Origin of the sequence: Nostoc sp. (assembly GCF_036916575.1) — a bacterium.
Classification (GTDB): domain Bacteria; phylum Cyanobacteriota; class Cyanobacteriia; order Cyanobacteriales; family Nostocaceae; genus Nostoc.
Map to the genome: position 1 here is coordinate 92,160 of NZ_JBALGC010000107.1, position 23,165 is coordinate 115,324.

The following is a 23,165-nucleotide window of genomic DNA, read 5'->3' on the forward strand; positions in this document are numbered from 1 at the left end:
TTGTATACAAACGATAAGTGCTATAACTATTAAAGCAATAATTAAGCAGTCTTAAAAAATCGAATAATTTCGCGGACGTGATCGAGAAATTGCCCGTCAGTGGAAAGTTGGGCGATCACATTTCTGGCTTCTCTGGCCAAACGCTCATGTTCCGTTTGATTTGTCGCCCGTAATTCTTCTAAATTAGCCGCAATTTGAGCTAAATCTCTGCGAGTTTCTTCGGCAAAACGTTGTTGAGTTGTCGGTAAGGAATAAGGTTGTTCAGGGTTGAGTTGATCTTCCAATGACTGGATTTTTTGTGACAATATAGAGAAGCGATCGCGCAGTTCAACAATATCTTCGCGCGGATACTTCCATTCTTGGCGAATCATCGTTAACCGCGCATATAAATACTCATAAGCGCGAATCGCTGGACGCAGAATTGTTAATAACAAAGCTGCACCAGAACTTATATACCCTACCGTACTAATACCAGTGGCAGCAAGAGTATAAAGACCAACGGTTGAGAATAAGTGTAAAGCAATGGCAACCCAGAGCGATCGCTTTGCCAACACTGTGACATATTTCACTTGTTTCTCATCGACTGGAATTCCTTTCTCCTGGGATTGTGCTGCTTCTGCTAAGACTTCTTTGGCTTGAAAATGTACATTCCACGGTACAGTAACAATTACCAACAGCCACCAAAAACTTGCACCACCAATCACCCAATCAAGAAAGTTACCAGCAGGGATGTGCAACCATTGCAGTAAGCCAAAAGCCGTTAGCACTACAACCACAATTCCAGCAATAGAACTGATGAAAAAGTTAATATACATCTTGCCCTGTCTTTGGTGAAACTATCACCTCGATCCTGACTTGCCCTGGCAATTATACGGAAATACTTGTGATGGTTTTTATAGTAGCACATATCCCACTTTGCGGAATTCAAAGTTCCAAATTTTTGTATTCAGAATGCTTGTGATAGTTTTTCTAGTTGCACATATCCTACTGTGGAGAATTCAAACTTCAAAAATCTTTAATGTAGTTATTCTGCAACTTCGACAAAGTAGCGTAAATGCCTTAGCTTTATTTCTTGAACTTTTTAAGTGTTAATTACCGATAAAAAGTTTTTCCATCCGAAGAGTTTGTGGCATTGACTTTGGAACAATAGCCTCATACGATCACTTATCAGAATTTGCGAGAGGCGGCGCAGAACTTTCGCCCTCGTAAGGAGATTTGAATTCATCAAGCAAAATGTAGATAAAAAGCTGTGATTTAGTATTTTTATCAATTGTCAACTAGCTATTGGTAGATTGACAATTTTAAATTTTATAAGATAGTTTTACAAATAAGTATTTAAAGATACTTGCAAATTTAAATTAAACAGTAAAATAGCTGATTTTTTACTTGATACCTCACTTTCTGTTTGACTTCAGTAATTAACAATTTGTAAGAACTCTTATGTCAACCTTTTTGAGAAATCAGAAAATTCCTAAATTATTCACCAAATTATCAGTTGCAACTGCTAGAACTGCCTTCAGCTTAGTACTATTATTCAAAATTGATTCTGCTCAAGCTTTTGCATCGAAATTCAACATCGACCCCAGTGCAAGTTTTATTTCCTCATATACATTTAGTCCTGATAGCGTACCTTTTTCTCTAATAGATTTGGGAATTAATTCCGGGGACACAATTAAACTGGAACGGTTTGGCAGTTTTTCACCCTTTGGTGATCCGACTGACGAATACTTTGGTGCAATGTGGGCTACTTTCAGCACTGACAGTAGATTGCTACCAAGCAGTGGAGAGTATAATGGTGCAACGACTGATAGAGTTCCTGGTGCTATTAATGCAATTCATCCTAACGGTTGTCTTCCATTGCAGTGTTTAGATAATAGTATTTTTTATATCTCACGTGTAGATTTTAATGGGGCTATTGTACAAGTTCCCATTGATGCAAAATTTATATTTATTGGTGCTGCCGACAGCTCATTTGCTGATAATGTAGACTTGAATAAAGACTTTGCTGTAGGTATAAATTCTGTATCTACTACTAGTGTTCCCGAACCCAGTTTTCTTTCAGGTTTACTGGCATTTGGTGTTTGTGCTACTGGTTTACAATTCTTACGCAACCGTAAAAAAGTACCAGGTTTACTCAATTAAATAACTGCGCCAAGTTGGTTGAGTACTTTCACTACCTTTTTCTAGAATTAGCGATCGCCAGGTTTTGCCTTCTTGCTGAATTTGCAGGTAAACGTCAAAAGGTTTTTTTGGTTGCGTCAAGCGCCGTTTTGGTAGCTTTAGAATTAAATCGTAGGTTCCCCGAACGTGGAAAGCTGGTAAATTTTCAATCGTTAGGGGTTGTTCTTGGGTAATTGATAGCCGCTTGATTTCAAATCCTTGAAAATCTAGATCCAACTGCTGGCTAAGTTTTTGTTGAGTTTGCTCTAGCCCAAGTGCGATCGCTTTTTGCACTAACTCACTAGTTGGTAGCAGTCCAATACTGCCACAAGCTGTCACTAGCACTAGCAATATTGCTGTCAAAATTAACCGCACTATGTTATTCACTCTAGTCATTCGTCATTAGTTATTAGACAATGGACTTTTGTTAGCTTATTCGATCTGCTATTTTCATCCTTATCAGTTTAATCGGACGGACTGCTGCTTTTTCTGCATCGAGTAACTCTCTCAGCTTTTCACCTATATCATTAAACCAGTTATCAGTTACCACAGTTTGAGTTGGGGATAAATCAGTTACCAGTTACCAAAAAGAATCCGACTGTTCACTGGTCACTGTTGAAGTCGGGGACTTCAAAGAGCTTAGTGGGACTTAGACAAAAAACACCCAAAAAAGAGCCTCAAATCTATATACAGAAAGACTTTGACATCGTTAGGCTTAGTTGATTGATATATCTGGGTTTGGGTCATTTTTGAGTATTTGGTGTATTCCCCTTACCCTGTATGGGTTTGAGGTTTGTTTGTCCCGAAAAAATGTTTAAGTCCCGTTAGAAATACATCATTGATAACTGATAACTGGTCACTGGTCACTGTTAAAAACATATAGATATTAGTAAAGGCACGGTAGAACCGTGCCCTAATTCGCAAAAAGTATTATTTTTAGGACTTACGCACTCAAAACCTGAAACTTCGTTTGCGTAGCGTGCGCGAAGCGCACCCCCCTTTTTAAGGGGGATCTTAAAAGTCCCCTTTTTAAGGGGGTTGGGGGATCTCTTATGCGTAAGTCCTAATTTTGACAGGCTTTTGCTTTACAGTACTATTAATACTGGCGTAAAATTGCAGATAATGAACTATCTTTACGAAGATCCATCAAGTCTGCCAAAGGTTCTGTGGGCGTATCCAAGTGATGCTTGTGTTCTGCTGGTAGAACCGTCACCAGATGTTTTGTTTTAGCTTTGATCTGCATAATCGGCATCAGTTGTCGCTGTGGTACAAAAATTGGCTGGTTCTTGGGAAGGCGTGGTTCCAATCTTTGGTAATGGTTCTGTGGCAAGCGTGCCTGATGACGGTTAATCTGTTTTTGAACTTTTTGCGGTTGCGTTGTCCGGTTGAGCATTCGGAAAATCAGCAAGCAACCACTACTACAGCTGAGGACGATCGCAGCCACCATCCATAAAGGTGTAGGATTACTATTCTCAGAGGGCGCATTGATTGGTTCTTCAACTATAACTGGGATTTTTTCTGGTTCTTCTTGTGCTACCGGGCCAGCGTTACCTAAGCTATACAACGCAAAGGCTCCACCTCCCACAAACATGGCTAAAAACCCAGTTAACAATAGCCAAGGATGACGTGCAACCAGATATATCAAAACATTCGAGTTTTTCCTTAGTCTCGATCTCCTGTTTGTCAGCTCTGGAGTACCCCCTTTTAATTGGGTTGGCTCGCGCTGTACACTCTGACTTTTTTCCATGATTACTTTCAGATTTGTACCCCTCTAGTCAATAAATTGTACTGGAGGAGTCAAGCATCAGGTATCCGTAACAAAAGTCCAAATTTAAGTAACTTTTTTGTAAAATAAAGGCTACTAAATATGGCGAAATTTTGCCAAAATTCTGTATTTATTGTAACTTTTTACCGTAATAATCTGGAAATCAGTTCGCTTGTTTTCTGTGTCAGCTAGGAGAATGCCTTTCAAGAGCAAGTTGAATTAACCGATCAACTAATTCTGGAAAAGAGACTCCACTATGGGCCCAGAGTCGGGGATACATACTCGTCACAGTAAAGCCTGGCAACGTATTAATTTCGTTAATCAAAACTTCTTTTGTCGCTTCCACGTAGAAAAAATCTACCCTTGCCAACCCCGCAGCGTCAACAGCTGCAAAAGCTTGCAAAGCCATGTCCTGAATTTGACGAGCGATCGCATCTGGAAGCTGTGCAGGTATCAGTAAATCTGCTAGCCCCTCAGTATATTTAGTTTCATAATCATAAAAATCGCTGTCATATGTAATCTCTCCAATGACAGAGGCTTGGGGTTGATCATTACCTAAAACGGCACACTCGACTTCTCTAGCGACGACACCAGCTTCTACAACTAGTCGGCGGTCATAACTGGCAGCATTATCTAAGGCGGCTTCCAATTCTGGGCGCGATCGCACTTTGGCAATACCCACTGATGAACCCAAATTAGCAGGCTTGACAAAAGCAGGATAACCTAATGTTGCCTCAATTTCATCACACAATTTCGGAAATACACAAGGATTAGACCAAACCTGCGCTCTAGTTACCGCCTTGTATTTTACCTGTGGTAGTCCCGCCTGCTCAAAAGCCATTTTCATGGCAATTTTATCCATCCCCATTGCCGAACCTAACACCCCAGAACCAACAAAGGGGACTTGCATCAAGGTGAGTAAACCTTGAATTGTCCCGTCTTCACCGTTAGGGCCGTGGAGAATGGGAAACCAAACATCCACTTGGGCAACTTGAGAGGGAGATTGCCAATTGCTCAAGGTTTGGGCTTGAGGGTTGGATATCAGATTTACCTCAGAAGTTAATTCTGCCGATTCCAGCGGCGAACTGCCGCTTTCTAAAACCTTTTGGGGTGCTTCTCCCGCCAGCCAGCGTCCATCTTTTTGAATGTAAAAAGGCAATATTTCGTACTTACTAGCATTTTGCTCTGCACTCAAGGCTTTAGCGATCGCCCGTGCTGAATTGATCGAAACTTCATGTTCTCCCGAACGACCGCCAAACAGTAACCCCACGCGCAGCTTAGTCATTTTCGGTTCCTCGACACTCCTCAAGCAGATAGCGTATCACAACCTACAAAAGTTGCCATATTTTTCTATATTATTTTATTGCCTGTTCAAACCCTGGCTAGAAAAAACTCTACTATTTTGAGGTATCAAATTATAGTGAGCTTTTAAAGTTGCTAGGTAACGTAGGATGTGCGTTGGCATTGTCAGCCGATACAATCGCATTGCTAGTCGATACAATCGCATTGTTAGTCAATACAATCGCATTCTCAGTCGATACAATCGCATTGCAGGTCAAAATACTTGTGTGTACACCTTAGCTTAAAAGGAGAGAGGAATGAAATCTTACTCCCCTTTCGTTGCAGGGAAGGGGCTGTTCTTATTAGGTCTATATTAAACTCAACACGAGAAGTGCTATAAAACCTTTTAGAGCTGATTCGTAAAGAAAATCTTAAGGGTACTCAACTCATTGCTATGTCTGAGTTTCAGCGAATAAGTGCTGTATTGACTTAAATTCCTGAAACCCTTATTAGACAAGTACTTTACTTGAGTTTACAAATTAGCTCTTACCCTCAATCATCAAATTTATAATCCAATACGCTTGGGTTAAGAATTTCTTCCTTCTCTTTGCGTCCTTTGCGTCCTTGGCGGTTCGTTAAAAAAATTAACTTGAAGAAAGAGTTTTAGCCTTAACCCAAGCGTATTGATTTATAATCCTCTTTATACTTCGTGTCTCTGCCTCTTGCCTCCAATTAAAACAATCGTGTTGTCAGCTACAGTTATATTCCAGGGAAGTGAGCAACAATATTGATGAATAACTAGAAATGCAGCCCGACCTGTAAAAGATGCTGCCGTTTCATGAAACCTCGAATTATTGTTTGTGGCTTAGGACTTACCGGATATAAAACTTTTCGGTTGCTCAGACAGCAGGGAGCCTTCGTTGTTGGTATTCATCACCAATTTATCCCTGGCGAAACAACAGGAGACGTAATTGTTGGCGATTTACAAGCAGCTTCTACCCTAACAGCAGCCGGAATTCAACAGGCACACACTTTAGTAATCACTGGATCTAAAGATGCTCTGAATTTGTCTATCATGATGCAAGCGCGGGTGCTGAATCCCCAGATTCGGATTATCAACCGTTTTTATAATACAAATTTGGGAGAGCGCCTAGATCAAAGTTTGCCAGATCACTTGAGTATGAGTGTTGTGGGTTTAGCAGCACCCGTATTTACCTTTGCAGCTCTGGGAAACCAAGCGATCGGACAAATCAAATTATTTCAGCAAACTTGGCCGATTCACGAAGAATACATTGATGAAAACCACTTCTGGAAGGGTCGAAAGCTGAGTGAATTGTGGGAAGACCGATCGCGGATGCTGATTTATTACTTGCCAGTAAAAGGTGAGATGGATTTGGTCTCAGCTGTGATATCTGGACAAGAAATAAAAGTGGGCGATCGCTTAATTGTTGGCACCCAACCTCGTATCCGTTCTCCTCGGAGATCATTGATTAAAAAACTGCTGAAAGTCTTGACTAATATTAGGCTGTTTCAGGAACACGGGCGATCGGTACTGGTGGGTGCTATTGCACTATTGGCGGTTATTCTGATTGCTACATTCACCTATATGTCGGCTGAGTTGAGTTTGTCTCCTGTCGATGCTCTATATTTTTCTGTAGGCATGATTACAGGAGCGGGTGGTAATGACAAAGTAGTAGAAAATGCTCCTAACAGTATTAAGTTATTTACCGTTGTGATGATGCTGGTTGGAGCAGTGGTGATTGGTATTTGGTATGCAATGCTCACCGATTTTGTCTTGGGAAGCCGCTTTAAGCAATTTTGGGATGCAGCCCGAATTCCCCAGCGATATCACTACATTGTCTGTGGCTTAAGTGGTATTGGGGTGAGAATTGTCCAGCAACTCCACGCCAGCGGATATGAAGTTGTAGTAGTTGAACCCGACTCCAACAACAAATATATCAACACCGCCCGCGAACTCGGTATCCCTGTCATTCAGGGCGATGCCAGCTTTCGCACAATACTCAAAGCCAGCAATATAGAGTCTGCCGCCGCAGTGCTTGCTGTTACTAACAATGATGCGACCAATCTGGAAATTGCCCTCAAAGCTAAAGGCTTGACACCCAGCATTCCGGTGATTGTTAATTATGCCGATCCCGATTTTGCTGGCATAGCGCAACAGCTATTTGGCTTCGAGGCTGTACTGAGTCCGGCTGAACTAGCAGCCCCAGCTTTTGCTGCTGCTGCACTAGGAGGACGAATCCTGGGCAATGGGATCACAGCGGATAGTCTTTGGGTGGCTTTTGCGACTGTGATTACAGCTTCACATGCCTTTTGCGGTCAGTGGGTCAAAGATATAGCCATGTCCACTGATTGTGTACCCTTGTACGTAGAAGTAAATCACCAAAGCTTTCACGGTTGGGATTTATTAGAAACTAATCTCAGTGCTGGTGATGTTTTATATATGACGATGCCAGCAACGCGGCTATATCAATTGTGGCGGAACGAGCGAGTTTGCGAAACACACGCTTAAGGCGATCGCTGCGCCAACTTCTTCTCTACAATACACTTTCAGAGTAGGAGCGATCGCAGGCAATATAGCAGTTTTCGTACCCTGCGGGAAGCCGCTACGCGTCTATGGATGCAACATAAAGTAGGGGCACAGAAAAAGCTCATGGGTGTCAACTTCAGGTAAAAGCCTGACTAGAACAAGCTTTTAGATATTGTCTCGTTAAGAGTCTCAGACTGGGAATGCCTAATGGGGGGTTGCCGCCTCAAGACTTGCGGCAGCAGCCCAATGAGGAGCATTTCCAGCCTCTGGCTGTAAACGAGGTTTTATAGGGGCGTACAGGTGTACGCCCCTACAGCCGATTCATTTGTTGTAAAGATTTTTGAAAATGGTATAAGTTAATTATTTACAGCCTTTTTCAATTAATTGAACTACACCATTCCCTACTCGCTACTCCTATTTATTAATTGTTAACGACTCGTTGTTGGTATTCTTGCTCAGTGATCATATCGAGAGTGTTCTCTAGACGATCAACAAATACGATACCGTCAAGATGATCATACTCATGTTGAAAAATCCGAGCGATAAAATCGGTTAATTCTTGCTTTTGTAAGTTGCCTTGACAGTCAGTGTATTCTACTTCAATAGCTTTATACCGAGGAACTAACCCCCTAATTCCTGGAACACTTAAACAACCTTCCCAATCTTTGATAACTTCAGTTGAATGAGCAATGATTTTGGGATTAATCATGGCAGTAGGTTCCATTTCCGGGGCGTTGGGATACCTGGCATTAGGACGGGAAGCCACAATAAATAAACGATAGGATTGTGCTACTTGAGGCGCAGCAATTCCCACGCCGTTAGCCTTAGCAACAGTGGCGATTAAGTCTTCAATTAATTTTTGGATATGCTCATCTTGAACATTATCAACCCAAGCAGCTTTTTGGCGTAATGTTGGATTGCCTAATTGAATGATTGGCGCTAATTCAGTCATGATAAAATTCCTTTAGGTAATGGGGCATTGGGCACTTGTACGCTCGCTAGCGTCGAAGTAGCAAAGCCGAGGTAAGCCGTTGGCGTAGCCTCTCGTAGAGAAGTATTGGGCATTGAGAGTGGGGGAATTTTTATAATCCCTAACTCCTAACTTATAACTCCTAACTTATAACTCCTAACTTTATCCTTCACGTCTGGCAGGCAAAGGAGCAGGTTGGACTCCTATTTGGACAATTTGCCCATTGCGTTCCACTTGCATTGGTAACTTGGTACCGATTTTGCTCTTTTCTACTAGCTTTTGTACTTGTTCAATTTTAGTAACAGGCTGGCTATTAATGCTTTTAATCACATCACCAACTCGTAGTCCAGCCACAGATGCAGGCGATTGCGGCACAATATCAACCAGCAAAACGCCGTCATCTGCTGTAATATTTAAGCGATCGCCTGCGATATTTTTGATTCTTTCTTTATTTTCTGGTGTCAGTGTCACCATCTGAACACCCAAATAAGGATGATCAACTTTGCCTTTAGCAATTAATTCTTGGGCAATTTTTTGCACAGTGTTGATGGGAATAGCAAATCCTAAGCCTTGAGCGCCTTGAATAATGGCTGTGTTCATTGCAATTACCTGGCCACGAGTATTTAACAATGGGCCACCGGAATTACCAGGGTTAATCGCAGCATCGGTTTGGATATAATCAACCCGCTTGTCACTAGCACCGATGTCGCTACTAGAACGACCTGTAGCACTAATAATCCCAGAAGTAACCGTATTATTCAAGCCTAACGGGTTACCAATAGCGATTACTGCTTCTCCTGGTTGCAAAGCATCGGAGTTACCCACAGATAGAGTTGGCAGATTATTAGCATCAATTTTGATCGTAGCCACATCCGTAACCGGGTCTTCACCCAACACTTTGCCGTCAAAAGTCCGGCCATCTTTGAGTGTGACAGTAACTCTATCAGCACCATCTACCACATGGGAATTCGTTACAATTTGACCTGAGGAATTAATGATAAATCCAGAGCCACTACCCCGCTCTACCCGTTGTCTAGGCTGTGGCGCTGCGTCTCCAAAAAACCGCCGGAAAAATGGATCTTTAAATTCGTCTGGTACGCGAGAAGTGATTGTTCGGGAAGAATCAATGCGAACTACCGCAGTCCCCACCTGTTGCACTACTTTCACGATAAAATTAGGATCTCCAGACGACGAAATAATTGGCGGGGCGACAAATACCGGATTGGGTTCTATTGTCTTTTGAGGTTGAGTATCGCTTGGCTGAGTCTCAAAGGTCTTGGCTGGTAGAAAAGAGCAGCTCCCCAGGAACACCACTGCTACCCCATATGAGAGCATCCCCAGAATATTGTTTGCTCTCCATCTGTGGGGCAAACCCCTGGTATCAATATTTTTGGGTGCTGAGTGATGGTTTTTTGTCTTCATGTGTCGTTGCTTCTCCGTGTCAGTCGCTGGGTGTTAGGATCTTGCCTACCGGGTATGTCCCAAAATGATTACAACTTAAAAGCTTATTCTAGGTCTAGAGTATCTCAATGCTAAATTAGTGCTTTCTCTTCTATTGTGACGATTAGCAGCAAAGGTGGTGGATAATGGAAATTCCCATAGAAAGTCTGTGGAGTCAGGTACTAGAGCGCCTAAAGCTTGAACTATCCCGACCTACCTTTGAAACTTGGATCAAAACTGCTAGTGCGGAGCGATTAGAAAATAATTGCTTAGTCATCTGCACTCCTAACCCATTTGCTCGTAATTGGTTACAAAAGTATTACATTAATACCATTGCTCATGTAGTACAAGATATTCTCGGTCATCCCGTGGGAATTTACATTACCGTTGCTCAAGGTGATGAAGTTTCTCATTTTAGTGAACCACAAGTTTCTTGGGAATCACCAAATCTCAGCAGTCTTTCTGAAACTGTTCCTAATCGCAATCAAAAAACTACTAAATTCAACTCTAAATATGTCTTTTCCCGATTTGTAGTTGGTGCCAACAATCGGATGGCTCACGCTGCTTCTTTGGCAGTTGCAGAATCTCCAGGTAAAGAGTTTAATCCTTTATTTTTATGCGGTGGCGTAGGTTTAGGTAAAACTCATCTAATGCAGGCTATTGGTCATTATCGCTGGGAAATTTCTCCTGATTGTAAAATATTTTATGTTTCAACTGAGCAATTTACTAATGATCTAATTACAGCAATCCGCAAGGATAGTATGCAAAGTTTTCGAGAACATTACCGAGCCGTTGATGTTTTATTGGTTGATGATATTCAGTTTCTTGAAGGGAAAGAATACACTCAAGAAGAATTTTTTTATACTTTTAATACTTTACATGAAGCTGGTAAACAAGTTGTGATTGCTTCCGACCGTCCTCCTAACCAGATTCCTAGCTTGCAAGAACGTCTTTGTTCTCGGTTTTCTATGGGGTTAATCGCAGATATCCAAAAGCCGGATTTAGAAACTAGAATGGCCATTTTGCAGAAAAAAGCCGAGTATGAAAATATTCGTCTTCCGCGCGACGTGATTGAGTATATTGCTTCTAACTATACTTCTAATATTAGAGAATTAGAAGGAGCTTTAATTCGGGCACTGGCTTATATTTCCATTTGGGGATTACCGATGACGGTGGAAAATATCACACCAGTTTTAGAACCGCCTAACGAAAAAATGGTAGCTACTCCAGAAGCAATTTTAACGGTTGTGGCAGATAATTTTGATGTTTCAATAGATGACCTCAAAGGTAACTCACGACGAAGAGAAATTAGCTGGGCGCGTCAAATAGGAATGTATCTGATGCGCCAACACACGGTTTTGAGTTTGCCGAGAATTGGAGAGGAGTTTGGTGGTAAAGATCATACAACGGTGATCTACAGTTGCGACAAAATTACTCAACTTCACCAGAGCGATCGCACCTTAGCACAAACCCTACGCCAACTGAGCGATCGCATCAATATGACTAGTACCGCACGGCGTAAATAAACTTACCATACCCTCCGGGAAGCCGCTTTGCGTCTACAAAATGGCGCAAAAGCCCAGAATACAACTATTTTGACTTTTGAATGAGTGACTTTTGACTTCCGCGCAGCAGTACTAGCCGTTCTCAAAAACCATCCTGAAGATGTATTTTAAGTTTTCCACAAGCAGCACTCTGATTATTAACATTTATGGCTAAATAATTAGTCGAGAATATTAAGTAACGTATAAAAATTGATTAAATTTAACTTAGATTGGGGAAAAAACTGTGGAAAACTTAATATTTTGTTGATAAAACTTAATTAAGTATAATTACTTTGTGGAAAAGTACCTGAGTTTTTCCACAAGTTTTCCACAGATAGTTATCTGTTAAACCATTTATTAAACAGACCTGTGCCAGGTTTTCCACAATTTTCACAGCTACTGCCTCGCAAAAAAACAGACTGGAGTATGAATTATATAGTGATTCTCAGTATACTTAGCAAGATTCAAGTCAGATTCCTATATTACCCTACATTCCGCACCCTCTACTATCACAATCGGTTTTTATTGATTTTTAAAAGAGTGTAGAGCTAGTTTATATACTTACTTTCCTTGTTTTGACGGAGGTCAAAAGTTTTATTAGCATAATTTATAGTTAACAAACAATAAAAAAATAAGTGATTATACTGTGTGACACCTTCGGGTACGGAATGTGGAATTACAGCTATTTTCAGGTAAATAGACCACGCTCTACGGGCACAGCAATGCTGTGCCCCTACGACAGATGTGGTTCAAATACATGAAAACTGCTGTAAAAATAAAAGTTGGATACCTTGTTTACAGAAATTATTAGGTTGTAATATGGTATTTATGTATTATTTTGTCTATTTCAAAGTAGCCAAGTGTCTAGAAAGAAAATTGGTCAATCTGACATAATCGGACAGCAAGGCATCAATATTATTGAAGAAGTCGTCCTGAGCATGGGATTCCTTTGGTATCCAACTGGAGGTGTGGAAGCAGGTATTGACGGCATAATTGAAATCCGTGATTTCCAAACAGGCGAAGTCACAAACTGTATCCTTCAAGTTCAAAGTAAAGCTACTCAAAAAACTCTTCTTCAGGCAGAAAATGAAAACAGTTTTGAGTATCGATTTGAAGAAAGAGATATTGATTATTGGCTACAAGGCAACGCCCCAGTTATTCTGATTGTTATCAAAACTTCGACTAAAGAAGCTTTTTGGATTGCTGTAAAGGATTACTTCTGCGATGCCAAACGACGGCAATCTAAAAAAGTTACATTTGATAAGCGTTTTAATCGTTTTGATGTCAACGCTAGAGATGCGCTAATTAAGCTGGCTGTTCCCCAAAACTCAGGACTTTACCTTGCACCACGACCAAAGATTGAGAAATTATACTCAAATCTGTTGCGAGTTTCTCAACTTGCAGAGCATCTCTACACTGCTTACACCTTTACAGAGGATGAATCTAAAGCTTGTTCAGCGCTTCAGAAAGTTGGTCAAAATTTGGGACAAGAGTAGTTGTTGAAAGAAAATTTCGTACTTAGTTTCCACACTTGCGCCAAGCACCTTGGACGGAAATTTGCGATTTGGGAACTGTTGAGCAGCATAGCGTAGACGAATGGTCGCTATCAAATCGGCTTGAACGACAACAGGAATTTGTTTGGTTACTCAATAAGGTACTGCGCGAAAAAGTTAAGGACGACTTATCGTTCGACCAAAAGAAAAGGTGCTACTATTTTAAACCTACTAACGACTTATCAGCACGTCGATACTATTATCGAAGTCTCTCCAAAAAAACCCATCGAGATGTTTTTCAGCCTTACTTAAAGAAAAATTCCACAGAAGTAGCATACTACAGACATTCTGCTTTTGAAGGACAATTTATACGTGTAGATTCTGATTGGTTTCTGGAAATCACACCAACATATTTTTTTACAAGGGATGGTTACACAAGAGAGAAGTTTGAGAAGGAGCATCTTTCAGGAATAAAACGTCTTGAAAAAAATCCTGCGGTATTTGGTCAACTTATAATGTGGGCTGAATATTTGATTACACCTGCTCAAGGTGATTTATTTATTCAAAATTACCCATTTCTACACTTTTTTGAGCCGCTAGAAGAATTTGAGATTGAAGTTGGTATTGATGATGACATTTGGTTAAGTAACGAAGATGATGAAACTAGTGCATTGTTAGAAGAGTCTTTAAATGATTTACCTTTATTTCAAATGAATAATGAAGATTGAATTTTTACAAGAACCCGAACTAGAGTTTGGCAATGGTGGACGACACATTGATATTCGCTTTGGAATGATGCACTATAAACCACTTGACTATGACAGTACATCTGCCCCAAAGGAAATCAAATTAGGGATTGTTGGTTCATCCGAAACAGTCGAGGGTTTAGAAATATGGCTCGAAAAATGCAGCCAGGGAATTGAAGCAAAGAACAGTAAGCAGCCATACCTTTTTCCAGAATTTCCAGGCTTTGGAGAAGAAAATAATTTATCTGCGGCTATCAAGGTGGATTCTAGACGGAATGCAGTTATATCGAATAAAGATATTGACAAACTTCTTCAGATTCAAGATGTAAATACACTTATTAGTGAAACAGTCAATTTTTTTATAGAGGAGTTACGATATATCGATGAGAAAACTAGTCCAGATGTTTTAGTATGTGCATTACCAGAATCCTTATTAGAAAAAATGTCTGTAGATGAAGAAAATACTGATAATAATCAACCGACTTCTAGTAATGAAAATAATCAAAAAGAAATAGAGTTAGATTTTCATGATTTATTTAAAGCAAAAGCAATGGCATTAAGAAAGCCAACACAAATTATTTTACCCTCAACCTATAACGCTGCAAAAAGGAAGTCAAAGATAAGTAAGAACAAGCACAAACAGAAAGATCAGACAATCCAGGATGAGGCAACCCGTGCTTGGAATTTCTATACTGCTTTATATTACAAAGCTTTGGGAACACCCTGGCGACTAATCAGAAATTCACGAGATTTGACTACATGCTACGTAGGTATTAGCTTCTATAAAACACTTGATCGCTCAAAATTACTAACCAGCACTGCTCAAATTTTCAACGAGCGAGGAGAAGGAGTTATTTTGCGTGGAGGGCAAGCTGAATTATCAAAAGATGATCGCCAACCTTATCTTCCAGCATCAGATGCATCCGAATTGCTTTCTAATGCCTTAGCAAAGTACCGCCGAGAACATCGTAACTTACCCGCAAGAGTTGTACTGCATAAAACTTCTCGATTTATACCAGAGGAGTTTGAAGGATTTCAGGATGCGTTGGATAAACATGGTATTGATACAGCTGAGTTTATCAGCTTTGACAGTAGAGGTGGAACTAGACTATTCCGTTATGGAAAGTATCCTCCTTTACGAGGAACGCTGTTAAGTTTGGATAATTATACTCACGTTTTATACACACGGGGTAGTGTAGATTTTTTTTCCACTTATCCAGGTATGTATGTGCCACGCCCCTTAAAGTTTCGGTGTGAAAGTGTAGAAGAAACGCCCAAAGCGCTAGCACAGGAAATTTTGGCATTGACAAAGATGAACTGGAACAATACACAGTTCGACCGAGGAGAACCCATTACCATTCGAGCAGCGAGGCAAGTGGGACATATCCTGAAATATGTGGGTAAAAATGATCCACTAGAGTTTCATTATCGCTTTTATATGTAAAGGTGTACAAATAAGAATGGAACGTCAAGCCCCTGGAAGCGGCAGCCCTCCCAGGCTGGGAAGCACTTAGGGCAAGGGCTGTATCTTAACTGAGTGCCATTTGCTATTGGATCTTAGCTAACTTACGATCGCAGGCGATGACCCATTCATAGATCCATTTACAGAAGAAAGCTGAACAGAATCAATTGCTAAAGGATTGATGAGTTTGGAATTGCCTAGTGTGGCTCGTTTCTTTTTGGTATTACTTCGTCGCACACCACCCGCCATCTCGTATTCCTGGCTAGTTTTACCGTAACGACTGGCAACTCCTAGTAACATTTTTTCTGATATTGCGATTACAGCCTGTTCTGCGTTCTTCACATCATCTGTGAGTTTGTCAATGGAAGATAAGGCAGTGTTGTAGGCAGCAAGCTTAGACCGTAGATCGTTAATTATTATATTGTAAGCTTGTATAGTCAGTCCTTTGGAAAACCCGTTCGCGTAGGTCTTTGTCAGGAGAAGGGTACGAAGTGTCTGGTAGAGAAGCAATCCCAAACCGCAAATGAATTGCTTTATTACGCAACTCTTGGAGACGCTACCGCGTAGCTTGCTTCTCCGTAGGAGTACGCTCCATTCACAATGACATTGTATAATTAATTTTGTTCGACTACTTATGAAGTTTGTCGTGAAAAATCATCTCGAAAAAATTTAGTCTGAGAATGGGGAATGCCCAATCACCCTTACTCGCCTATGAACAATAAGGATGTTAGGATATCCTTCACCAGCTGAATCTGACTTATGAAATTAGTTTGCTCCCAAAGCGATCTCAGTACAAACCTCTCACTCGTCAGTCGTGCAGTACCTTCACGACCGACTCATCCAGTACTTGCCAATGTGCTGCTCCAAGCGGATGCTGAAACTAACCAGGTAAGCTTAACAGCCTTTGATCTCAGCTTGGGAATCCGCACCAGCTTTAACGCAGAAGTATGGCAAGGAGGTGCGATCGCACTTCCTGCTAAATTACTTGTAGACATCACCTCTCGTCTTGCAGAAGGAGAAATCACTCTAGACGATGAATCAGCCCTCACAGGTGCAACATCTAGTGGAGAAGGTTTAATTGTCACACTCACACCCAAGAGTGGACATTACCAAGTACGAGCAATGGGGCCTGAAGAATTTCCTGAACTACCTGTAATTGAAAAAACAGAAGTACTCTATCTTACTACCGTCGCATTAATTGAGGGCTTACGCGGTTCATTGTTTGCTACAAGTGCTGATGAAACCAAGCAAGTACTCACTGGAGTGCATTTAACAGTTAAACAAGATACCCTAGAATTTGCAGCTACCGACGGACATCGCCTAGCAGTTGTAGAAACTAGCAACGAGCGTCCTTTAGACGGAACTAATCAACTAGAAGTGACAGTACCAGCTAGAGCATTACGTGAACTACAACGAATGCTAGCTCATAGTGCTTCATCAGATGAACCTATAGCTTTATATTTTGATCAAGGTCAAGTTGTATTTGCATGGCAAAATCAACGCTTGACTAGTCGCACATTAGAAGGGCAATATCCTGCCTATCGACAACTAATCCCGCGCCAATTTGAGCGACAAGTGACAATTGAACGGCGACAATTCGTCAGCACTTTGGAGCGGATTGCTGTGCTAGCCGATCAGAAAAATAATATTGTCAAGCTCACTATTGACAGCGAAGCCCAAGAAATTACCTTATCTTGTGAAGCTCAAGATGTGGGCAGTGGTAGAGAGTCAATGCCAGCACAGATTTCTGGGGAAAACATAGAAATTGCTTTTAACATTAAATATTTGATGGAAGGCTTGAAAGAGTTACCATCTTCTGAAATTCAAATGCATTTGAATCAAAGCCTAACTCCAGTGATTTTTACACCATTGGGTGCTTTTAAAATGACCTATTTAGCTATGCCTGTGCAACTTAGAAGTTAAAAAAATTGTAGCGACTTTTAAAACAATCACTACACGAATTTATGTTTTTGTTTTTAGAATTTGGTGATTTGTAGCACCGGAATTTCAATCCAAAATTCTGTACCTAACCCCGGCTGAGAATCACATTTAAACATACCACCGTGTTTATCTACGACAATCTGATAACTAATTGACAACCCCAAACCAGTGCCTTTTCCCACTGGCTTAGTAGTGAAAAATGGGTCGCAGATTCTTGCCTTTAGGGCTTCGGGTATTCCTGAGCCATTATCTGCAATGCGAATTACTACACTTTTGACATTGCCTTCAAGCTCTCCAAGAGCAGTACGGATAGTAATTTGATTGCTATGAGATTTTGATTGAGATTCCCTGTAATCTTCTAAAGCATCGATCGCATTGGTCAAAACATTCATAAATACCTGATTCAGAGGCCCGGCATAGCACTCTACCAAGGGAAGGTCACTGTATTCTTTGACTAATTTAATAGCTGGACTTTCGGGTTTTGCTTTCAAGCGATGCTGTAAAATTAGCAGCGTGCTATCAATGCCTTCGTGAATATTAACTGGCTTCATTTCCGCGTGGTCTAGGCGAGAGAAATTCCGTAAACCCAAAACAATTTGACGGATGCGATCAACGCCAATTTTCATAGAAGATAAAGTTTTAGGCAAATCCTCCATGATAAATTCTAAGTCTATTTCTTCAGAGCGATCGCGAATCTCAGGGCTGGGATTAGGACAATCTTGCAAATAGAGGTCTAGTATACTGAGTAAATCTTGGGCGTACTCGTTAACATGATTGATGTTGCCATAAATGAAGTTCACGGGGTTATTAATTTCGTGAGCAACACCAGCTACCAGTTGACCTAGTGAGGACATTTTCTCAGTTTGGATCAGTTGGGTTTGAGTTTGCTTTAAATCATGCAAAGCTTGAGCCAGCTTTTGGGTCTGCTCTTTGGTTTGATTATGTAATTGGGCTTGTTGAAGTCCAACCCCAAGCTGATTAGCAATTTGAGTGATGAACTTAATTTCCGAGGCTTCCCAATGGCGGGGTGCAGAATTCTGATAAGCTGCTAGTAAGCCCCATAGCTGTTGCCCGATAAATATAGGTGCGATCGCATACGCCTTTACTTGTAATTGCTCCAAAACTGCAATGTGACACTCTGAGTGACCAGACTGATAGATATCATCAACTATATAACTTTCATTATGGCGATATCGTCCACCTTCGGTTTCCTGTAAATAGCTATCTTCCCAAACTGTCTTAAAATCAGAACCTACAAGTTTTACCCACCCATCACCCACAAACTCGGCGATATATTCACCACTCCAATCTGGATGAAAGCGATAGACAGCCACACGATCCGCTTGCAGTGATTTGCAAATTTCTTGAGTGGTAGTCTGAAAAATCATATTTAAGTCAAGAGATTTTCGGATTTTCGCAACAACTTCAAACAATACCTGTTGTTGTTCTGCCGCTTGTCGCAAATCAACAGCCTGATGCTTGGTTTGTTCAAGTAAATCAGTTTGTTCCAGTGCTACAGAAAGCTGTGCAGCAACTTGGGTAGCGAACTGGATTTCTGAGGATTGCCATTCACGCGGTTGGTTGCACTGGTGAATGCACAACAAACCCCACAGTTGATTACTTTTAGCCAGTGGCAAAACTAAATTGGCTTTAACTTGGAGTTGCTCCAGCATTTTGACATAACAAACATTCAGTCCAGAGTTGTGGATATCAGCGATCGCATGGATGCGTCCCCGACGATAGAGGGCATCATACTTCTTCTTAAAGCAGTTGTCTTGAATTTTTAATGTTAAAGCAGAAGTAAACTCTGGCAAAACACCCTCTGAAACAATTTCACCTTCATCGAGTTCGGAATTCGGGTCAAAGCGGTATACTATCACTCTGTCAGCATTCAAAGAGCGACGGACTTCATAGACAGTTGCAGCAAAAACTGTCTTTAGATCAAGAGATTCCCGAATTTTGGCAACAACTTCAAACAATATCTGTTGTTGTTCTGCTGCTTGTCGCAAACTTAACGTCTGCTGTTTTGTTTGCGTAAGTAATTCAGCTTGCTGGAGTGCTACACCTATTTGGCCAGCAATCTGGCTGAAAAAGTTAATTTCGTATTTTTTCCATTGGCGAGGCCCAGTGTGTTGATAAGTTGCCAGCAAACCCCAAAGTTTCTGCCCAACAAAAATCGGAGCAAGCACAAAAGCGTGAATTTGAAACTGCTCTAGATTGTCGATATGACATTGAGCAAATCCCATCTTATAAATGTCATCCACCGCAAATGTTTCATTGTTGCGGTAGCGCCCTCCTTGTGTGTCTTGTAAGTAGGTGTCATTCCAAATAGTATTAATTCCTAGTACCGATTGATTCGACCAATATGGACTAGCAGCCTCAAAATCGCCGACAAATTTCCCACCCCAATCAGAATCAAAACGATAAACAGAAACACGATCAGCTTTGATTAATTGACAAACCTCTTTAGTGGTTGTTTGAAAAATAGTATCGGTGTCAAGAGACTCACGAATTTCGGCAATAACTTTAAATACAGCCTGTTGTTGTTCCGCTGTCCGTTGCAGTTCAAGTGTACGCCTTTTGACTTGTTTTTCTAAATTTTCATTGAAGGTTTGAACCTGTTGGTAAAGTTCATACTGCTGAATTGCTGAAGCAAAGTGTTTACCAATGTCTCTAGCCAATTCAATCTCTTCAAGTGTCCATTTGCGAGCTTGTGCCTTTTTAGATTCGCGCCAAACTTCAAAGGATTGTCGGGGGTATAATTGCCTTTGATCGCTGTCATACTGCCCCGCCCATAGGGTTTCTGTATCTATTTCGTTGCGGAAAATACTTAAATAGCCCAGCAACTGCTGACGATACTGGAGTGGGATCATCAACATGCTGCGAATTTTAGTTGGTTGAAAAGCAACTTGCAAAGTTCGCAAGCTAGGAGTGTTATATATATCTAAAATCGCCCAAACATCGTACTTACTAGACTTATAGTGTTCCTGCCAGACACTATACTGCTCGATCAGTGGATATATAGTTTGTTCTGGCATCACAGGTTGCTGTCCACAGATATAAAGCTTGATACAACTATTTCCTGGTACTAAGCATTCTGTTAAGCTGGTTACGTTGCCATTGTGGAAATCAAAAGCTTCATTTCTAATGCAAAGCCTGCCACCAACACCATCAAATGCAGCAACGGCCGCTTCTAAGGCTGGCTGTAATACAATTGTGGGTAGTGAATGCAGTAGTGTAGAAATGCGATTAATGATAGCTTCACGTTCGGCTTTTTCACGGGCTTGAGTGAGGAGGGTACTTTGAGCGATCGCCACAGATAGCTGATCGACTACCATCTGTACTGCTTCTAGTTCATATTCTGAAATCAAACGCGCTTGAGAATTATGAGACACCAGTAGCCCCCAAAGTTGATCTTGATAGAGAATAGGCGCTGCTACAGAGGACTTTACCCCCATTGCCGTCAAATATTCAATATGGCAGGAGTCTACAGGGCGGTAACGGATCTCCTCTGAGATGGTTTCTCCATTTTCTAACTCACGTAGGTGACTTTGACCAATCTCTTGAGTATCAACATTAATAACAGAACGCACCCGTGATTTGATAAATAGTTCACGGGCAGTAAGTGGAATATCATCAGCAGGAAAATTCAATCCCACTAGCGACGGCAACCGATTTTTGTAAATTGACTCAGCAATGACCTGACCACTGCCATCGGCATGAAATTTGTAAATCATCACTCGGTCAGTTTTTAGTAGCGATCGCACCTCTGCCGTTGTGACTGTGATAATTTCTTCCAACTCTAAGCTTCGTCGAATACGGTTTGTAATCCGGCGTAGTAAACTTTCTTGATGGTGACATAAGGGCAAATCTTGTTCAGGGGTAGAGGTCATTGCTTATAACAAAATAAATTAATAATTCGCAAACTGGCATAATTAAATCTAAAGCCATTTTGAGATTTATTTAATCAATTTGTCTTCAGTACAACTACGGGCAAATCATTAATCAAAATATTTATTTACCCTTTATCAAAATTCACCCAAACATTATAAAAACAGACGCTAAAATAATTGCGTCTGTACTAGCTACAAGAAAAGATTCTTGATTTTTAGTTTTGAGTTGTTGTCAAACATTGCTGGAGCAACAAACTTAAACACTTATATTGTCAGCAAAGCTGATTTTCAGATAGTCCTCTTCCATCTTTGCCCCTGCTGGTTGTAGTGCTGCTAAGGCTTGCGGCAAAACTAAGTTACGACGATGGTTGCCAATAGTAATGTTTAATTCATCTCCAGTTTTACTCAGTTGAACTTGGTCTTTAGGAATACCAGGTAAGTAAAGTTCTAAGCTGTATTGATTTTCCTTTTGCACGACTCTAAGAGTCGTTTCTTTATAATAAACCTGAGTCGGATCTTCATCTTTATAAAGGGTTTCCTTCAAGCGTTCTAATGAAGCCAATCCACACATTTCCTCAGAAAACAGGGGAATTTCTTTTACAGGTAGAGGGTGAAAATTATCATGAATTTCCCGGCGATATTGCTCCTGACTTTCCTTCCAACGTTGGAAAAATGGATCTTGGACAACGCTAGGAATAATCCGATTAGCCACTACTAAATCTGTTGCGACATTATACAAACTCAGATAAGCATGGGCACGCAGAGATTCTTTAATCACCATCTTTTCGGGATTAGTAACAAGACGCACTGAGGTTTGAGTATTGTCTGTTAATACTTTTTCCAGAGCTTCAATTTGTTCATAAAACTCATAAGGTGCATCCATCACCTCTTTATCTGGTAGCGAAAAACCAGCAATCGGTCTAAAAAAAGGTTCAACCAGAGGTCGAAGTGCCACCGAAATGTTTTGAAATGGTTTGTAAAAACGGCGCATATACCAGCCACCGACTTCAGGTAAACTCAGCAAGCGCAGTGCTGTGCCCGTGGGGGCTGAGTCGATAATTAAGACATCAAACTCACCTTCATCGTAATGGCGTTTCATCCTTACCAAGCCAAAAATCTCATCCATGCCTGGTAAAATTGCCAATTCTTCCGCCTGTATGCCCTCTAAACCCCTTGCCTGTAAAACTTGGGTAATGTAACGTTTCACGGCACCCCAGTTTCCCTCCAGTTCTTGCAGCGCATCCAGTTCTGCACCCCACAAATTTGGGCGAATTTTTCGGGGTATATGTCCCATTTCGATGTCAAAACTGTCTGCCAGGGAGTGAGCGGGATCTGTACTTAAAACCAATGTCTGATAGCCTAGTTCCGCACAACGAAGCCCAGTTGCAGCAGCAACGGAAGTTTTGCCCACGCCGCCTTTACCGGTCATTAAAATTACACGCATAGATGCTTCTGTCCTGCCTGAGGATTTTATTACATTTATTTACATTATCGACTGTTTATGGAAAATAAATGCTGTTTCACCACCTCTTGGTGTGAACAATATTCTCGTCTATCGAGAAGCTCTCGTGTTGGTTAGGACTGCTTATGTTAAATAGCAACTTTACAAATAACAGCGTTACAGTAAGTACAGGTAGGTGGAAATAACGGTCAAGCTTTAGGACAGGCAATCGCCGCTCAATACTTCAACACAAAGCTCGATTCTTCTAACAACCAAAACGGACTCAATGCTGCTTATATTGATAGCGATCGCAGCAATCCGACTGGCAAAGTAAATAATCTACTTACCATTAAAATCACTGCTGTAAGTGCTTCTGAAAAAGACAAAAAAGCTACATTTAGACTTAATGTTACTGGTGGTACTCTACTTTCAAACGGAATTGATGTTTACTATTACGTCAGCGGTACAAGCGTTGCAGAAC

Annotated in this window: 16 protein-coding genes; 7 read left to right on the plus strand and 9 right to left on the minus strand. The window is 41.0% G+C overall.

The annotated features are described in order from the left end of the window. Positions 1 to 41 precede the first annotated feature (41 nt). Positions 42 to 815 carry a hypothetical protein gene (locus V7L29_RS24175; RefSeq protein WP_334737035.1) on the minus strand — a complete coding sequence of 258 codons (774 nt, stop codon included), beginning with the start codon at positions 813 to 815 and terminating at the stop codon, positions 42 to 44. 625 nt (positions 816 to 1,440) lie between these two features. Between V7L29_RS24175 and V7L29_RS24180 the strand changes: the two genes are divergently transcribed. After that, positions 1,441 to 2,142 carry a hypothetical protein gene (locus V7L29_RS24180; RefSeq protein ID WP_334737036.1) on the plus strand — a complete coding sequence of 234 codons (702 nt, stop codon included), beginning with the start codon at positions 1,441 to 1,443 and terminating at the stop codon, positions 2,140 to 2,142. On the opposite strand, the gene V7L29_RS24185 is transcribed toward V7L29_RS24180, so the two are convergent. From V7L29_RS24185 to V7L29_RS24195, 3 genes are all read right to left on the minus strand, one after another. Further along, positions 2,131 to 2,538 carry a hypothetical protein gene (locus V7L29_RS24185; RefSeq protein ID WP_334688694.1) on the minus strand — a complete coding sequence of 136 codons (408 nt, stop codon included), beginning with the start codon at positions 2,536 to 2,538 and terminating at the stop codon, positions 2,131 to 2,133. The genes V7L29_RS24180 and V7L29_RS24185 overlap by 12 nt on opposite strands. 718 nt (positions 2,539 to 3,256) lie before the next feature. Continuing rightward, positions 3,257 to 3,805 carry a hypothetical protein gene (locus V7L29_RS24190; RefSeq protein ID WP_334690831.1) on the minus strand — a complete coding sequence of 183 codons (549 nt, stop codon included), beginning with the start codon at positions 3,803 to 3,805 and terminating at the stop codon, positions 3,257 to 3,259. Positions 3,806 to 4,109: 304 nt separating this feature from the next. Next, on the minus strand, positions 4,110 to 5,210 hold the full coding sequence (locus V7L29_RS24195) for a D-alanine--D-alanine ligase family protein (RefSeq protein ID WP_334737037.1): 1,101 nt from the start codon (positions 5,208 to 5,210) through the stop codon (positions 4,110 to 4,112). Between the two features lie 834 nt (positions 5,211 to 6,044). On the opposite strand from V7L29_RS24195, the gene V7L29_RS24200 reads away from it, so the two are divergent. After that, the gene (locus tag V7L29_RS24200; protein ID WP_334690834.1) at positions 6,045 to 7,736 is read left to right on the plus strand and encodes an NAD-binding protein; all 1,692 of its coding nucleotides are present in this window, start codon (positions 6,045 to 6,047) and stop codon (positions 7,734 to 7,736) included. 439 nt (positions 7,737 to 8,175) lie between these two features. Here V7L29_RS24200 and def read toward each other — a convergent pair whose 3' ends face one another. Next, positions 8,176 to 8,706, minus strand: a complete 531-nt coding sequence (def, locus tag V7L29_RS24205; RefSeq protein WP_334690835.1) for a peptide deformylase — start codon at positions 8,704 to 8,706, stop codon at positions 8,176 to 8,178. Between the two features lie 180 nt (positions 8,707 to 8,886). After that, positions 8,887 to 10,146 carry an HhoA/HhoB/HtrA family serine endopeptidase gene (locus tag V7L29_RS24210; protein ID WP_334690836.1) on the minus strand — a complete coding sequence of 420 codons (1,260 nt, stop codon included), beginning with the start codon at positions 10,144 to 10,146 and terminating at the stop codon, positions 8,887 to 8,889. 164 nt (positions 10,147 to 10,310) lie between these two features. Here V7L29_RS24210 and dnaA point away from each other — a divergent pair, with 164 nt between their 5' ends. The 4 genes from dnaA (at position 10,311) to V7L29_RS24230 (ending at position 15,391) form a co-directional block, all read left to right on the plus strand. Continuing rightward, a complete protein-coding gene (gene dnaA, locus V7L29_RS24215) occupies positions 10,311 to 11,690 on the plus strand; it encodes a chromosomal replication initiator protein DnaA (RefSeq protein ID WP_334690837.1) in 1,380 nt (459 codons plus the stop codon). 878 nt (positions 11,691 to 12,568) lie between these two features. Then, positions 12,569 to 13,204: a DUF4365 domain-containing protein gene (locus V7L29_RS24220; RefSeq protein WP_334737038.1), complete on the plus strand. Its 636-nt coding sequence runs from the start codon at positions 12,569 to 12,571 to the stop codon at positions 13,202 to 13,204. A 68-nt stretch (positions 13,205 to 13,272) separates the two neighbouring features. Next, on the plus strand, positions 13,273 to 13,929 hold the full coding sequence (locus V7L29_RS24225) for a hypothetical protein (RefSeq protein WP_334737039.1): 657 nt from the start codon (positions 13,273 to 13,275) through the stop codon (positions 13,927 to 13,929). Next, positions 13,919 to 15,391, plus strand: coding sequence for an argonaute/piwi family protein (locus V7L29_RS24230; protein ID WP_334688029.1), 1,473 nt, complete (start codon positions 13,919 to 13,921; stop codon positions 15,389 to 15,391). The genes V7L29_RS24225 and V7L29_RS24230 overlap by 11 nt, the downstream gene beginning before the upstream one ends. 117 nt (positions 15,392 to 15,508) lie before the next feature. On the opposite strand, the gene V7L29_RS24235 is transcribed toward V7L29_RS24230, so the two are convergent. Continuing rightward, positions 15,509 to 15,919 (minus strand): hypothetical protein, encoded by a 411-nt coding sequence (locus tag V7L29_RS24235; RefSeq protein WP_334688030.1) that lies wholly within the window; start codon positions 15,917 to 15,919, stop codon positions 15,509 to 15,511. Positions 15,920 to 16,168: 249 nt separating this feature from the next. On the opposite strand from V7L29_RS24235, the gene dnaN reads away from it, so the two are divergent. Next, positions 16,169 to 17,332 (plus strand): DNA polymerase III subunit beta, encoded by a 1,164-nt coding sequence (gene dnaN / locus V7L29_RS24240; RefSeq protein WP_334737040.1) that lies wholly within the window; start codon positions 16,169 to 16,171, stop codon positions 17,330 to 17,332. Between the two features lie 53 nt (positions 17,333 to 17,385). Here the strand turns inward: dnaN and V7L29_RS24245 are convergent, their stop codons facing one another. Together V7L29_RS24245 and V7L29_RS24250 are read right to left on the minus strand one after the other, a co-directional pair. Further along, on the minus strand, positions 17,386 to 21,243 hold the full coding sequence (locus tag V7L29_RS24245) for a GAF domain-containing protein (protein ID WP_334737041.1): 3,858 nt from the start codon (positions 21,241 to 21,243) through the stop codon (positions 17,386 to 17,388). A gap of 256 nt (positions 21,244 to 21,499) precedes the next feature. Beyond that, the gene (locus tag V7L29_RS24250; RefSeq protein WP_334688033.1) at positions 21,500 to 22,687 is read right to left on the minus strand and encodes a TRC40/GET3/ArsA family transport-energizing ATPase; all 1,188 of its coding nucleotides are present in this window, start codon (positions 22,685 to 22,687) and stop codon (positions 21,500 to 21,502) included. Positions 22,688 to 23,165: the final 478 nt, after the last annotated feature.